Here is a 15,395-nt window from a genome sequence, read left to right on the forward strand (position 1 = left end):
TAGAAAAAGTGCTTCGAAAGAGGCACTTTTTTTATTTGAAATCATCCAATTTCAAGATTGATTTGTGTACTTTTACAGACTTCAAATTTTTTAAATATTTTACGTTTTGATTTCACAAAATACGATTAATACTGTTTTTGAAACTGCTCGAGTAGAGGAGGTTATTGGTGATTTTGTTAATTTAAAACGTGCCGGAAGTAACTTCAAAGGCTTAAGTCCATTCTCAGATGAGCGCTCTCCGTCATTCATGGTATCACCTGCAAAAGGGATCTGGAAAGATTTTAGTACAGGAAAAGGAGGGAATTCTGTCAAGTTTCTAATGGAGCACTCACAGTTTACTTATCCGGAAGCCATTCGATATTTAGCAAGAAAATATAATATTGAGATCGAAGAAACGGAACAAACAGATGCTGAAAAAGCGATAACAGATGTTCGCGAGAGTATGTATTTGGTTTCGGAATTTGCAAAAGACTATTTTCACAGAACACTTATAAATTCAGAGGAAGGAAAAGCAATTGGACTTTCGTATTTTAAAGAAAGAGGTTTTACAAATGAAACCATCAAGAAATTTGATTTAGGATATTCGCCGGAAACGTGGGATGCTCTTACCAAAGAAGCTTTGGGTAAAGGATATAAACTGGAATTTCTGGAAAGTACCGGTTTGACAATTCCCAGAGAGGATCGCCCTTTTGACCGTTTCAAAGGACGTGTCATGTTTCCCATACAAAGTATGTCGGGACGTGTCCTTGGATTTGGAGGTCGTATTTTAACCAATGATAAAAAAGCAGCAAAATATTTAAACTCGCCTGAAAGTGATATTTACCATAAAAGTAAAGTGCTTTATGGAATTTATCAGGCCAAACAGTCCATCGCAAAACAAAATAATTGTTATTTGGTAGAAGGTTATACAGATGTTATTCAGTTTAATCAAGCCGGAATCGAAAATGTTGTAGCTTCTTCAGGGACAGCTTTAACGCCGGACCAGATTCGTTTGATTAATCGTCTGACCCGAAATATTACAGTGCTTTTTGATGGAGATGCTGCGGGATTACGTGCGTCTATTCGCGGAATCGATTTGATTCTGGAAGAAGGAATGAATGTAAGAGTATGTGGTTTTCCTGACGGAGAAGATCCGGATAGTTTTGCCAGAAAAAATTCTCATGATGAACTGGTTGCCTATTTAGAAGAAAATAGTAAAGATTTTATACAGTTCAAAGCGTCACTCTTAATGAAGGATGCTAAAAACGATCCTATTAAAAAGGCTGATTTAATTAGGGATATGGTTACGAGTATTTCTAAAATACCGGACCGTATTCAGCGAGAGGTTTATACTCAGGAATGTGCCAGAATTATGGATATTTCCGAGCAGGTTTTGGTGAGTACGTTGGCGCAGTTGATTCAAAAGGATCTTACAGAAGCTAATAAAAAGCAAAAACAGGAGCAAAAACCTTTTGAAGTTTTAAGAAACCAAAATCCAAAAAACACTGGGTATTCAGGAGGAGATCCAGATGATCCAAGAACCGGACCGCCGGACGGTTATATGGAGGAACCGGGATATCCGCAACAGCAACAAGCTGAAAAAGTCGATATATTATACCGTTTAGAGCGAAAAGTAATTGAAATTTTATTGCTTTACGGAGATAAAACGGAAGAATTTGAAGATGTATTTTTAAAAAGTAATGATGAAGGTGAAGTTGTAATGGTTTCTGAAAAGAAACAATATAAGGTTCATCAACGAATTTATTTGAGTTTACAGGAAGATGAGGTCGAACTTTCGAATAATTTATTCCGTGATATTTTTACGGATATAATTGGGTTTTATCATCAAAATGAAAAATTTAGCTTAGAGCAATATTTGATGCGCTTAGAGCCGGATTTTGCTCAGGAAGTTACAGATATTTTAATGGAAGATGAAAGATTGGCTTTGCACGATTGGGAAGGTCAAAATATCTTTACAAAAGGGAAACACGAAACGATAGCACAATATGTTTCTGAAACCGTTATGTCTATGCGTTGGTTTTTGGTTGGTAAAATCATTGAGGAATTAAAAAGCTCTATACAACCTGAAAATTCAGATAATACAGAGCTTTTGTCGATGGTGATGGATTACTCAAAATTAGTTAATTCATTTTCGAAAAAACTAGGAAGAGTAATGTCAAGATACCATTAAATAATTTCTAAAGTCTTTGCTTTGTTAACAAGATCTACTAAATTAGTAACATTTAATTTAGTCAGCAATCTTAATTTGTAAGTACTGATCGTTTTTTCGTTCAGATTTAAGATTTTAGAGATTTCATTGTTTTTCTTACCATCACTTAAGTAACGTAGAACTTCAATCTCGCGATTTGACAGTTTTCTGTACAAACGTTCGCTTTTGCTTTGTTTAGCAATAAGAGCCATGTTTTTACGCACAGTTTCGTTGATGATAATTTTTCCTTCATGTACTTTAATAATAGAAAGACCTAAAGTTTCAAGTTTTTCTGTTTTGTGCACATACCCGGAAACTCCTGCTTTGATCGCATTTGGAGCGTACATTTGTTCAGCGAGGTCACTAAAAATTACAATTTTTGTTTTTGGGAAGTTCTTCAGGATAGATTTCACTTCGAAGATGCTCGAAAGACCTTCTAACTCTAGATCTAGAATTAGGATGTCAATCTCCTTCGTCTGAAGAATATCTCTAACCATTGAAAAATTGCCCACATTGGCAACAATTGAAATTTGATCGTGGTCTTTGAAATAAGACTTAACGCCAAAGTGAGTCACAGGATGATTGTCTGCAAGACATACTTTAATCATAATTTTTACCTTTTTTAGAATTGTTCATGTTTTTGGAACTGTAAAATTAATAAATAAATTCTGTAATTAATTGCAGACAAATGTTAAAAAGTTTTATTTTAACGTTTTCGGTATAATGCAGACCGGTATTGCGTCCATTTTATGCTTGTTACTGGTGTTTAAACGTTTATAAATTTCAAAGACAGATTTTTCTCTCCCACTATAGTCAGCTGGCGTATTTCCTGACTCCGCGGCCAACATCGCCCATTCAAGTTCGTCATAACTCGCCCCTAATTGATCTTCATCTGTACGATTATCTCCAAACAGGCCATCAGTTGGTGCAGCTGTTAAAATTGATAGCGGAATCGTTAAAAATTCTCCAAGAGCATAAACATCTGACTTCATTAAGTCTGCAATTGGACTTAAATCGACTCCGCCGTCTCCGTATTTGGTGTAAAATCCTACTCCAAAATCTTCAACTTTGTTTCCAGTTCCGGCAACTAATAACCCATGAATTCCTGCTAAATAATATAAAGAAGTCATTCGTAAACGAGCACGGGTATTAGCCAATGACAAACTAATTTTTCCTTCGTCATCTGTTTTTGGTACAGAACTCTTAAAAGCTTCAAAAGTGGCAGTCAAATCTGTTTCTACATTCGAAACATTCGGAAAACGCTTTTTTAATTGCTCAATATGTTCTCTTCCTCTCGAAACCTGATTTTCGGCTTGGTGAATAGGCATTTCTACACATAAAACTTTCAAACCTGTTTGGGCACATAATGTAGAAGTTACCGCAGAATCTACTCCGCCGGAAATTCCAATTACAAAACCATTTACTTTTGCATTGTTAGCATAATTTTTCAACCACTCTACAATGTGGTTATTCACTTTTTCTGTCTGAATAGTACTTTTTTTAGCCATAATAATTCAAGATTTAAGATACAGGGGTGTATATTTGCACAAATATTTTTAAGTAACGTTTATTTAAAATATAGGCAACACAAATCTAATTAAAATAAAATGAAAATATATCGCTTTGTAGTGGTTCTATGCCTGTTTTTTTTGTCCTGCGATCAAAAAACTAAAGTCGAAAAAGCAGTAGAAGAAATTCCGGTTGATATTAAGGTGGAACGTTTTGATAAAGTGTTTTTTGAAAGCAAACCTGAGGATTTAGCCAAAATAAAAAAACAATATCCTTTCTTTTTTCCGGCAGGAAGTGACGATAATATTTGGTTGAAGAAAATGCAGGATCCGCTTTGGAGAGAAGTATATACTGAAGTAGAAAAAAAATACAGCAATTTTGAGCCGGTTCGTGAGGAATTCAATGCGCTTTTTCAACATGTAAAATATTATTTTCCTAAAACTAAAACACCAAAAGTTATTACGCTAATTGGAGAAATGGATTATAATACCAAGGCTATTTATGCAGATAGTCTGGTAATTGTTTCTTTGGAATTGTATTTGGGTAAAAATCATAAGTTCTATGAATTTCCAAATTATTTAAAAGAAAACTTCGAAGAAAAACAAATAATGCCGGATGTTGTTTCTAGTTTTACGTATAGAAATATCCCTGTTTCTCCGGATAAAGATTTGCTTTCTCAAATGATTTTTAATGGAAAACAATTGTATGCAAAAGATTTGCTTTTGCCTGGATATTCAGATGCTGAAAAAATAGGATATAAGCCGGAACAAATAAAATGGTGTGAAGAAAACGAAGAATATATGTGGCGCTACTTTATAGAAAGCGAAATGTTGTATAGTGCAGATCCTAAATTAACGACGCGTTTTATGACGCCGGCTCCATTTTCTAAATTTTATTTAGAAATAGATAATGATTCTCCCGGGAGAGTTGGAGCCTGGATTGGCTGGCAAATGGTGCGATCATATATGAAAAATAATACTAATGTAACGTTGCCGGAATTATTAAAAACAAACCCAAAAGAAATTTTCGAAAAGTCAAAATATAAACCGAAGAAATGATGTCAGATACAATAAACTCAGAAATTAGATTCAATATAGAATTGGACGAAAACCGCGTTCCGGAAAAATTAACATGGAGCGCACAAGATGGCGGTGTGCAGGCTCAGGATGCAAAAGCAATTATGTTGTCGATTTGGGACAGCAAAGTAAAAGAAACTATGCGTATTGATTTGTGGACAAAAGATATGCCGGTTGATGAAATGAAGATTTTCTTTCACCAAACATTAGTTGCAATGGCTGATACGTTTAAACGTGCAACGGATGACGAAAAAATGTCAGATACAATGAAAGATTTTTGTGATTATTTTGCAGAAAAGCTTGAGCTAACGAAGTAGTTTTAAATTTCAATAAAAAAATTCCAAATTCCAACACTGGAAGTAAATTCCAATAATAAAAAACCCCAAATTCCAATTTAGATCGGAATTTGGGATTTTTTTATTTTTTTGCATTCTGGGCAAAGCCCAAAAATTGGAATTTGGAATTTTTTTATTGGAATTTAAAATTGACTATTGTTTTTAAATACTTCCTGATTTACTTCATCAATATACGATAAAACATCATCTTTTCCGGTTTGTTCTGTAGCAGAAGTTACGAAATAATGCGGCATTTCTTCCCAGTTGTTGGCAAACATTTGCTTTTTGTATGCTGCAATATGAGAATCGATTTTTACTTTACTGATTTTATCTGCTTTGGTAAAAATAATGCAAAACGGAATTTCACTTTCTCCCATATACGACATAAATTCGATATCTATGGCTTGCGCATCGTGGCGAATATCAATCAAGACAAAAGCGCAAACTAATTGCTCGCGGGTTTCGAAGTAATCTGTAATGAATTGTTGAAAAACCGATTTTGTTTTTTTAGAAACTTTGGCGTAACCATAACCAGGTAAATCGACCAGAAACCAATTGTTGTTAATCTTGAAATGATTAATCAATTGGGTTTTTCCAGGTCTTCCTGAAGTTTTTGCTAAGTTTTTATGATTGGTAAGCATGTTAATCAAAGATGACTTACCTACGTTTGATCGGCCGATAAAAGCATATTCCGGCAAAAAATCCTGTGGACATTTTGCAACTTCGGAATTACTGATAATGAATTCGGCGGTATTAATTTTCATGTTTTTTGTTTTTAAAACCTCCTAAAAGTCGAAAGTTAGATGCTATAAATTCTTTTTAACAAGCCATTCTTCAAGAATAGTATTGAATTCCTGAGGATGTTCCATCATAGCAGCGTGTCCACATTTGTCTATCCAATACAAAGTTGAATTAGGCAATAATTTATCAAATTCTTCGGCAACATTTGGTGGTGTTACAGCGTCATTTTTACCCCAAATAACACAGGTTTCTACTGTCATTTTTGGTAAATCTTTTGCCATATTATGACGAATTGCACTTTTGGCAATCGTTAAAGTTTTGATTAGTTTGATACGATCGTTTACGGTCGCATACACTTCATCAATAAGTTCCGGAGTTGCAATTGCAGGATCATAAAATACATCTTCAGCTTTCTTTTTGATGTATTCATAATCGCCTCTTTTTGGGTAACTATCTCCCATTGCGCTTTCGTAAAGTCCAGAACTTCCGGTAATTACGAGTCCTGCAACTTTTTCAGGATATAATTTTGTATGGTAAAGAGCGATATGTCCTCCAAGTGAATTGCCTAACAAAATAACTTTGTCAAAACCTTTAAAAGTGATAAAGTCCTTCACATATTTTGCAAAGCTTTTTACGTTTGTTTTTAAAATGCTTTGGGTATAGATTGGCAAATCCGGGATAACAACTTTGTATCCTTTTGTTGGGAAATATTCTGCTACAGCATCAAAGTTACTTAGGCCTCCCATTAAGCCATGTAAAATCACGATAGGAGTTCCTTCTCCAGCTTCATAATAGCTGTATTTGCCTTCTTTTTTGTAGTGTTTGTCCATTTAATTTAATGCCAATTTCAATTTGGACAAATATAGGGTTTAATAAATAAAAATGAATTTTTGCTACCATTTTTTAACTAGATAATTTCAGTAGAATTTCTAAGTGGTTAAAAATCAGGTTTTATAGGTGGTTTTGGTGTGTTTTCTAAATGTTAAGAAATTAGCATAATAACTAATTTTTTAAGAAATATGATGCATATTTTTTTTGATTGATCAGTGTTGTCAGGAATTGATTAATAATTAGTTAAAGTATTGATTGTTTATGTATTAGGAGTGGTGGTAGCAAAGTGGTTAAACTTATTAACAAAGTGGTACATTGTGGTAAATTGTGGTATTATTTTTTATATTTTTGTCCTATAACATATTAATGAATTTTTCTTGAACACAATTGTCGGAACATATGAGTGTAAAGTCGATGCTAAAGGGAGGCTAATGATGCCTGCACCTTTGAAAAAGCAATTGGCTTCATCTCTTCAAAACGGATTCGTTTTGAAGCGCTCTGTTTTTCAGCCGTGTTTAGAATTATATCCAATGGACGAGTGGGACTTGATGATGCAAAAAATCAACAAACTGAATCGTTTTGTAAAAAAGAACAATGACTTCATTCGAAGATTTACTGCCGGTGTTAAAGTGGTAGAAATTGATGCATTAGGGAGATTATTGGTGCCAAAGGATTTAGTAGCTTTTTCAAGTATTTCTAAAGATGTGGTTTTTTCATCTGCGGTTAATATTGTGGAAATTTGGGATAAGGATTTATATGAAAAATCAATAAGCGGCGAAGATATGGATTTTGCAGATTTAGCCGAAGAAGTAATGGGAAATATTAATGACGACGACAATGGAATATCATAATCCGGTTTTGCTTCATCCTACAGTTGATGGTTTAAATATTAAACCTGATGGCATTTATGTAGATGTTACGTTTGGTGGCGGTGGTCATTCAAAGGAAATTTTAAAACGATTAGGACCAAACGGAAAATTATTTGCTTTTGATCAGGACGAAGATGCGCTTGCAAATGCATTACCAGATGAACGGTTTACCTTAATAAATGAAAATTTTAGATTTATAAAAAGGTTCCTGCGTTTTCATGGTGTAAAAAGTGTAGATGGAATTTTGGCAGATTTAGGAGTTTCATCACATCAATTTGATGTTCCTGAAAGAGGATTCTCGACAAGATTTGATGCCGAACTCGATATGCGGATGAGTCAGAAAAATGATTTAAATGCTTATCGTGTGGTTAACGAATATGAAGAACAGGATTTACGTCGTGTTTTTTTTGATTATGGAGAGTTGAAGAACGCACCAGTTTTAGCAAGAACAATTGTAGAAGCAAGAGAACATCAGCCAATAAAAACAACAGATGAATTAAAAGACGTTCTGGCAAAATTTTTACCGGAACGAGTTCGAAATAAAATATTGGCTCAGATTTATCAGGCGATTCGTATCGAAGTAAATCAGGAAATGGATGTGTTGAAAGAATTTATAGAGCAATCATTAGAAATTCTTAATCCGGGCGGAAGATTTTCAGTGATATCGTATCATTCTCTTGAAGACAGACTGGTAAAAAGATTTATCAAAAACGGAATGTTTGAAGGAGAGCCGGAACGTGATTTTTTTGGAAATTTTTCGGTTCCGTTTAAAACCATCGGAAAATTGATTGTTCCGGACGATGCAGAGATTAAAATCAATAATAGAGCAAGAAGTGCAAAATTGAGAATTGCTGAGAAGATATAATATATATAGGTAGAAAATGAAAGGTGGAGTATTTGGCATATTAAAAGCAAGATTTCTGATTAACGATGATGCAGTAAAAAACTGGAGGTTCATTGTTTTTATCATTCTGCTTGCTATTCTGATGATTGCAAATACGCAACGATACGAACAGAAAGTTTTTGAAATTGCAAAACTCAATAATGAAGTAAAAGAATTGCGATCAGAATTTGTAGATCGACGTTCAGAATTAATGGATTTGAAAATGGAATCGACGATATCGGATAAAATGCTTGAAAAACAGATTTTTCCATCAACAGTTCCTCCAGTAAAAATAGAAGTTGAAAAAGAAGAAGAAAAAAATTTCTTTAAAAGAATATGGCAGTAGACGATAAAAATATATCCTACAGAATTTACCTCGTAGCAGTTTTCATCTTTGTGATGGCAATTGCTATTGTTGTTAAATTGACCAATATTCAATGGGTTGAAGGAGACTATTATAGAAAACTTGCGAAACAGCGTACAGTTAGAAATTTTGTGATTCCGGCAAACAAGGGAAATATCTATTCTGCTGATGGAAGTTTATTGGCAACATCAATCCCTAATTATGAAATTAGATTTGATGCTAAAGCTCCAAAAACAGAAACTTTTGAAAAATATGTAAAAGCATTATCAGATTCATTGGCAACTGTTTTGGATAGACCGGGAGGTTATTACGAGCAGGAATTGAGAAAAGCAAGAGCGAATAAAAATCGCTATTATTTGATCGCCCGTAAGTTGAGTTATACTAACTATGTAAAAATTAAAGGTTTTCCATTATTCAATTTAGGTGCTTTTAAAGGTGGAATCATAGTGGAGCAAGAGACAGTTAGGAAACATCCGATAGGAAAAATTGCAGAAAGAACAATTGGTTACGATCGTATTGATCCTGCAACCGGAATTGAAGTTGGAAAAGGAATCGAGTGGGCTTTTAAAAGTTATCTGAACGGAAAAGACGGTAAGATTTTAAAGCAAAAAATTGCCAAAGGACAATGGAAACCTATTCGTGATGTCAATGAAGTTGATCCGTTGGATGGTTTTGATGTGATCTCGACAATTGATGTTTTTATTCAGGATATTGCACATCACGCTTTGTTGAAACAGCTTGAAGAGTACGAGGCAGATCACGGTTGCGTGGTGGTTATGGAAACAGAAACTGGTCATGTAAAAGCGATTTCTAACTTAGGAAGAGCCGAAGACGGATCGTATTATGAAACCACAAATTACGCTGTAGCAGAATCTCATGAGCCGGGCTCTACTTTTAAATTAGTCGATTTAATGGCGATTTTAGATGATAAAGTGGCAGATACAAGTACGGTGTATGATAGTCACAATGGACAAGTGAAATATTATGGTCGTTCTGTTACTGATTCTCATAGAGCTGGTTACGGGAAAGTTTCATTAGCACGCGGTTTCGAACTTTCATCAAATACGGTAATGGTTCAGGCAGTATATGATAATTACAAAAGTAATCCTTCAAAATTTGTAGATCATATTAATAGTTATGGATTAAATAAAACACTGGGATTACATTTTAAAGGAGAAGGAAGACCTTATATCCCGCAACCGGGAGATAAACATTGGTCTGGAGTTTCATTGCCTTGGATGGCTTTTGGTTATGGAGTTTCGGTCACTCCGATGCAGACTTTGGCGCTTTACAATTCAATTGCTAATAATGGAGTAATGGTAAAACCTCAGTTTGTTTCAGAGATTAAAGAATGGAACAAAACGATCAAGAAATTTGATGTAGAAGTGATTAATCCAAAAGTTTGTTCGCAGGAAACTATTAATAAAATAAGAGCAGTATTGCTTAATGTGGTTAAAAAAGGAACTGGATCTAAATTGTATTCGAAAGATTTTTCGATGGCAGGAAAAACAGGAACAGCTCAGGTAAATTATGGTGGTAAAGAAGGAAAGTCGGCGTTGTATTACGCGTCTTCATTTGTCGGATATTTTCCGGCAGATCATCCTAAATATTCTTGTATTGTGGTAGTGCACAAACCAAATACATCTAAAAATAATTATTTCGGAGCAGATGTTGCCGGGCCGGTTTTTAAGAGAATTGCTCAAAAAATATTTACAGATGTGCCTTCAACAAATAAAATTAAGAAGTTGGACTCTGGAATACCAAAACAGGATAACAGCTACAATCAATATACTGTAGAGGTAAATAAAAAATCAAATCAGATTCCGGATTTAAAAGGAATGCCGGGAATGGATGCAATTGCTTTACTGGAAAATTTAGGTTTGAAAGTAAAAGTAAACGGAGTAGGAAAAGTAAAAAAACAGTCTTTGCAGGCTGGACAAAATATTAGTAAAAACACAACAATAGTATTAGAATTATCGTGAAAATACTGAAAGACATATTATACAAAGTAGCTATCGAATCTGTAACGGGTTCGACAGAAATCGACATACATAAAATTGATTTTGATTCAAGAAAAATTGAAGCAAATGATGTTTTTGTAGCGATTCGCGGATCCCTTTCTGATGGTCATGACTATATCGAGAAAGCGATTCAGTTAGGTGCAATTGCGATTATTTGCGATACTTTACCGGAAAATATTGAAAAAGGAATTACCTATATACAAGTAAAAGATACCAATACAGCATTGGCATTTATGGCAGCTAATTATTTTGGAAATCCTTCTGAAAAATTAAAATTAGTTGGGGTTACAGGAACAAATGGTAAAACAACAATTGCGTCATTATTATTTCAGTTGTTTCAAAAAGCGGGTTTTAAAGTTGGTTTGTTATCAACAGTAAAAATCATGGTTGATGAAACGGAGTATAATGCAACACATACAACACCGGATTCTATAACAATCAATTATTATTTAAACGAAATGATTGAGGCTGGAGTGACACATTGTTTTATGGAAGTGAGTTCACACGGAATTCATCAAAAAAGAACAGAAGCATTGCATTTCGTAGGTGGAGTTTTTACGAATCTTTCGCACGATCATTTAGATTATCATCCGACTTTTGCAGAATACAGGGATGTAAAAAAATCTTTTTTTGATTCATTGCCAAAAACAGCTTTTGCCCTATCAAACATCGATGATAAAAACGGAACTGTGATGTTGCAAAATACAGTTGCCAGAAAATTCACGTATGCATTAAAATCTTACGCTGATTTTAAAGCGCAAATATTAGAAAGTCAATTGTCAGGTTTATTGCTAAAAGTAAATGACAATGAAGTTTGGGTAAAACTTATCGGGACTTTTAATGCGTATAATGTTTTGGCAATTTACGGAACTGCGGTTGAATTAGGAATGGATAGTTTGGAGGCGTTGCGCTTACTGTCTGATTTAGAAAGTGTTTCAGGTCGTTTTCAATATATTGTTTCGGAAGGAAACATTACAGCAATTGTAGATTATGCGCACACGCCGGACGCTTTGGATAATGTATTAAAAACGATTAATGATATCCGTACCAAAAACGAGCAATTGATTACAGTTGTTGGCTGTGGCGGAAACAGAGATAAAACGAAAAGACCAATTATGGCAAAAATTGCTACAGATCTTAGTGATAAAGCAATTTTAACGTCTGATAATCCAAGAAACGAAGATCCTGAAGTGATTTTAGATGAAATGGAAAAAGGCGTTGAAGCTCATAATTATAAAAAAATATTGAGAATTACCGATAGAAAACAGGCTATAAAAACAGCTTGCCAATTGGCTCAGCCAAATGATATTATTCTAATTGCAGGAAAAGGCCATGAAACCTATCAGGAAATAAGTGGTGTTCGTCATCATTTTGATGATATGGAAACTGTAAAAGAAATCTTAGAGCAACTAAACAAATAATAAAAATAAATTTTTAAGTTCAAATACCACCAAAACGATTGGAATTTGGAATTTCTAAATTGGAATTTAAAAAATAGAAAAATATGCTATACTATTTATTTGAATATTTCGACAAAACATTGGACATTCCGGGAACTGGAGTGTTTCAGTATATCACTTTCAGATCAGCTTTAGCATTGATGCTTTCGTTGCTTTTGTCAACGATTTACGGAAAAAGAATTATAAACTTTTTACGTAAACAACAAGTTGGGGAAACTGTTCGTGAATTAGGTTTGGCAGGTCAAAATGAAAAAGCAGGAACACCAACAATGGGAGGTCTGATTATCATTTTTGCTACGCTTGTGCCGGTTTTGTTATTTGCTCGTTTGCATAATATTTACATCGTATTGCTTATTGTAACCACACTTTGGATGGGAACAATTGGTTTTATAGATGATTATATTAAAATATTCAAAAAAGATAAAGAAGGGCTTAAAGGTATTTTTAAAGTTATTGGTCAGGTTGGTTTAGGACTTATTGTAGGTACTGTTTTGTATTTTAATCCTGCCGTTACGGTTAGAACCGATACAGGATATGTTGGGAATTCTAAAGTTGCTACTACTGTAGTTTTACCTGCTCCAATAGAAGAGAAATCAACTGCAACAACAATTCCTTTTGTGAAAAATAATGAGTTTGATTATGCTGAATTATTAGCGTGGACAGGTGAAGGATATGAAAAATGGGCTTGGTTGATTTTTATTCCGGTTGTGATTTTTATTATCACAGCGGTTTCAAACGGAGCTAACTTAACAGACGGAATTGATGGTCTCGCGGCAGGAACTTCGGCAATATCTGTTTTAGCGCTCGGAATATTTACGTTTGTTTCCGGTAATATTATTTTCTCTAATTATCTAAATATAATGTATATCCCTAATTCAGGGGAAATGACCGTATTTATATCGGCATTTGTTGGATCGCTGATAGGATTTCTTTGGTACAACTCTTATCCCGCATCTGTTTTTATGGGAGATACAGGAAGTTTAACAATTGGTGGAATCATCGCCGTTTTGGCAATTGCAGTTCGAAAAGAATTATTGATTCCGTTATTGTGTGGAATCTTTTTAGTGGAGAATTTTTCAGTGGTTTTGCAAGTGAGTTATTTTAAATTCACTAAAAAACGTTTTGGCGAAGGCCGAAGAATTTTCCTGATGTCGCCACTACATCATCATTATCAAAAGAAGGGATATCATGAGAGTAAAATCGTAACTCGTTTTTGGATTGTTGCCATCATGTTAGCCATATTATCAATCGTTACTTTAAAACTTAGATAGTTTCAATTAAAAATTTAGAATTAAAAATTAAAAGTTCTTAGAAATGAAAGAAAATATTATTCAGGATAAATCATTTCTGTTTGCGGTTAGTCAATTTGTATAAATACCTAACCACTAAAAAGAAAGAGTTTGTTTTGAGTAAACAGATTTTAAGATCTGGAACTTCAATTGGAGCAAATATAGAAGAGTCAATTGGAGGGCGTTCAGATAAAGAGTTTCTATTTAAGCTTGAAATTTCATATAAAGAGGCAAGGGAAACTATTTATTGGTTGAAATTATTGAAAGCAACGGATTATATTTCTATAAGTGAGTTTGAAAGTATTCATAGTGAAGCAGAAGAGATATGCAAAATATTAGCAAAAATTATAATAACCTTAAAAAGGAAAATTTAATAGAATTAAGAGCCTCGTGTGCTAGATTTTTAATTTTTAATTCTCAATTTTTAATTATATAGAGTATGAGGTTAGTAGTTTTAGGTGGAGGAGAAAGTGGTGTTGGTACCGCTATTCTCGGGAAGAAAAAAGGATACGATGTTTTTGTGTCGGATTTTGGAAAGATAAAAGAAAGTTATAAAGAAGTTCTTCTAATTAATAAAATTGCCTGGGAAGAAGAAAAACATACTGAAGACCTGATTTTAAACGCCGACGTGGTGATGAAAAGTCCGGGAATTCCAGAGAAATCTCCCATCGTAAAAAAACTGATTGCAGCCGGAATAAAAGTGATTTCGGAAATTGAATTTGCAAAGCCATTTACAGAAGCCCTGACAGTTGGAATTACAGGAAGTAATGGTAAAACAACAACGACAATGCTGACGCATCATCTATTAAAATCAGCTGGTTTGAATGTTGGTTTAGGAGGAAACATTGGAAAAAGTTTTGCCTGGCAGGTAGCCGAGAATAAATACGATGCCTATGTGCTTGAGTTAAGTAGCTTTCAGCTTGACGGAATTATAGATTACAGACCGGATATTGCCATTATTACAAATATTAGCCCGGATCATTTAGATCGGTATGAATATAAATATCAAAATTACATCGATTCAAAGTTTCGAATAACAATGAATCAAACCGAAAGCGATTACCTTATTTATGATGCAGATGATGAGGCAATTGCAGAATGGTTAAAAAATAACACAACAAAAGCAAAATTAATTCCTTTTTCATTGTCTAAAACATTCGATGAAGGGGCTTCTATAAATAACAACAAAATGGAAATAAAGATCAACCAAGAAGAGTTTACAATGGAAACAGAATACATTGCGTTAGAAGGAAAACATAACATGAAAAACGCAATGGCAGCAAGCTCTGTAGCGAAATTGATGCAGATAAGAAATGCAACAATTCGCGAAAGTTTATCTAATTTTCAAGGTGTTGAACACCGTTTAGAGAAAGTATTAAAAATTCAGAATGTACAATATATCAACGATTCAAAAGCAACAAATGTAAACGCTACATTCTTTGCCTTAGACAGTATGAATGTTCCAACGGTTTGGATTGTTGGAGGTGTTGATAAAGGAAATGATTACAACGAATTGATGTCATTAGTTCGCGAAAAAGTAAAAGCAATTATCTGCTTAGGAGTCGATAATCGTAAAATTATTGAAGCTTTCGGGAATGTTGTTGATATCATGGTTGAAGTTAATAATATGAGCGACGCTGTAAAAACAGCACAACGCTTAACCGAAAAAGGAGATGCAGTTTTATTGTCGCCAGCCTGCGCAAGTTTCGATTTATTCGAAAACTACGAAGACAGAGGAAAGCAATTTAAGCAAGCGGTCCACAATCTATAATTTTAGATTTCTGAGTTTTGATTTTAGATTTTTCTAAACGATGAAATTTAAATTAATA

15 protein-coding genes are annotated in these 15,395 nt (G+C 34.0%); 11 read left to right on the forward strand and 4 right to left on the reverse strand.

All coding sequences use genetic code 11. The features are described 5' to 3' along the window. Positions 1 to 106: 106 nt before the first annotated feature. Positions 107 to 2,170: a DNA primase gene (gene dnaG, locus EAH81_RS21135; protein WP_140510989.1), complete on the forward strand. Its 2,064-nt coding sequence runs from the start codon at positions 107 to 109 to the stop codon at positions 2,168 to 2,170. Here the strand turns inward: dnaG and EAH81_RS21140 are convergent. Together EAH81_RS21140 and nadE are read right to left on the reverse strand one after the other, a co-directional pair. After that, positions 2,167 to 2,796, reverse strand: a complete 630-nt coding sequence (locus EAH81_RS21140) for a response regulator transcription factor (protein ID WP_026730588.1) — start codon at positions 2,794 to 2,796, stop codon at positions 2,167 to 2,169. The two genes, dnaG and EAH81_RS21140, sit on opposite strands and share 4 nt — an antisense overlap. A gap of 93 nt (positions 2,797 to 2,889) precedes the next feature. After that, on the reverse strand, positions 2,890 to 3,696 hold the full coding sequence (gene nadE, locus EAH81_RS21145) for an NAD(+) synthase (protein ID WP_140510991.1): 807 nt from the start codon (positions 3,694 to 3,696) through the stop codon (positions 2,890 to 2,892). Positions 3,697 to 3,795: 99 nt separating this feature from the next. On the opposite strand from nadE, the gene gldB reads away from it, so the two are divergent. Next, entirely contained in the window at positions 3,796 to 4,755 is a 960-nt protein-coding gene (gene gldB / locus EAH81_RS21150) for a gliding motility lipoprotein GldB (protein WP_140510993.1), read from the forward strand. Continuing rightward, a complete protein-coding gene (gldC, locus tag EAH81_RS21155) occupies positions 4,755 to 5,090 on the forward strand; it encodes a gliding motility protein GldC (RefSeq protein ID WP_170214147.1) in 336 nt (111 codons plus the stop codon). The genes gldB and gldC overlap by 1 nt, the downstream gene beginning before the upstream one ends. Before the next feature lie 161 nt (positions 5,091 to 5,251). Here the strand turns inward: gldC and yihA are convergent, their stop codons facing one another. Together yihA and EAH81_RS21165 are read right to left on the reverse strand one after the other, a co-directional pair. Beyond that, the gene (gene yihA, locus EAH81_RS21160; RefSeq protein ID WP_140510995.1) at positions 5,252 to 5,872 is read right to left on the reverse strand and encodes a ribosome biogenesis GTP-binding protein YihA/YsxC; all 621 of its coding nucleotides are present in this window, start codon (positions 5,870 to 5,872) and stop codon (positions 5,252 to 5,254) included. 42 nt (positions 5,873 to 5,914) lie between these two features. Further along, entirely contained in the window at positions 5,915 to 6,679 is a 765-nt protein-coding gene (locus EAH81_RS21165; protein ID WP_140510997.1) for an alpha/beta fold hydrolase, read from the reverse strand. Between the two features lie 378 nt (positions 6,680 to 7,057). Between EAH81_RS21165 and EAH81_RS21170 the strand changes: the two genes are divergently transcribed. The 8 genes from EAH81_RS21170 (at position 7,058) to murD (ending at position 15,337) form a co-directional block, all read left to right on the forward strand. After that, positions 7,058 to 7,531, forward strand: a complete 474-nt coding sequence (locus EAH81_RS21170) for a division/cell wall cluster transcriptional repressor MraZ (RefSeq protein WP_140510999.1) — start codon at positions 7,058 to 7,060, stop codon at positions 7,529 to 7,531. After that, positions 7,506 to 8,414, forward strand: coding sequence for a 16S rRNA (cytosine(1402)-N(4))-methyltransferase RsmH (gene rsmH, locus EAH81_RS21175; RefSeq protein ID WP_194150831.1), 909 nt, complete (start codon positions 7,506 to 7,508; stop codon positions 8,412 to 8,414). The genes EAH81_RS21170 and rsmH overlap by 26 nt, the downstream gene beginning before the upstream one ends. Before the next feature lie 16 nt (positions 8,415 to 8,430). Continuing rightward, on the forward strand, positions 8,431 to 8,778 hold the full coding sequence (locus EAH81_RS21180) for an FtsL-like putative cell division protein (RefSeq protein WP_140511004.1): 348 nt from the start codon (positions 8,431 to 8,433) through the stop codon (positions 8,776 to 8,778). Beyond that, positions 8,769 to 10,778 carry a penicillin-binding protein gene (locus tag EAH81_RS21185; protein ID WP_140511006.1) on the forward strand — a complete coding sequence of 670 codons (2,010 nt, stop codon included), beginning with the start codon at positions 8,769 to 8,771 and terminating at the stop codon, positions 10,776 to 10,778. Before EAH81_RS21180 ends, EAH81_RS21185 begins: the two co-directional genes overlap by 10 nt. Then, on the forward strand, positions 10,775 to 12,238 hold the full coding sequence (locus EAH81_RS21190) for a UDP-N-acetylmuramoyl-L-alanyl-D-glutamate--2,6-diaminopimelate ligase (protein ID WP_140511008.1): 1,464 nt from the start codon (positions 10,775 to 10,777) through the stop codon (positions 12,236 to 12,238). The genes EAH81_RS21185 and EAH81_RS21190 overlap by 4 nt, the downstream gene beginning before the upstream one ends. 83 nt (positions 12,239 to 12,321) lie before the next feature. Continuing rightward, positions 12,322 to 13,548 (forward strand): phospho-N-acetylmuramoyl-pentapeptide-transferase, encoded by a 1,227-nt coding sequence (gene mraY / locus EAH81_RS21195; RefSeq protein ID WP_140511010.1) that lies wholly within the window; start codon positions 12,322 to 12,324, stop codon positions 13,546 to 13,548. A gap of 95 nt (positions 13,549 to 13,643) precedes the next feature. Then, entirely contained in the window at positions 13,644 to 13,940 is a 297-nt protein-coding gene (locus EAH81_RS21200; RefSeq protein ID WP_410501115.1) for a four helix bundle protein, read from the forward strand. 65 nt (positions 13,941 to 14,005) lie between these two features. Further along, positions 14,006 to 15,337, forward strand: a complete 1,332-nt coding sequence (murD, locus tag EAH81_RS21205; RefSeq protein WP_140511012.1) for a UDP-N-acetylmuramoyl-L-alanine--D-glutamate ligase — start codon at positions 14,006 to 14,008, stop codon at positions 15,335 to 15,337. Positions 15,338 to 15,395 lie beyond the last annotated feature (58 nt).

This window comes from Flavobacterium pectinovorum, assembly GCF_006438875.1.
Lineage (GTDB): Bacteria > Bacteroidota > Bacteroidia > Flavobacteriales > Flavobacteriaceae > Flavobacterium > Flavobacterium pectinovorum_A.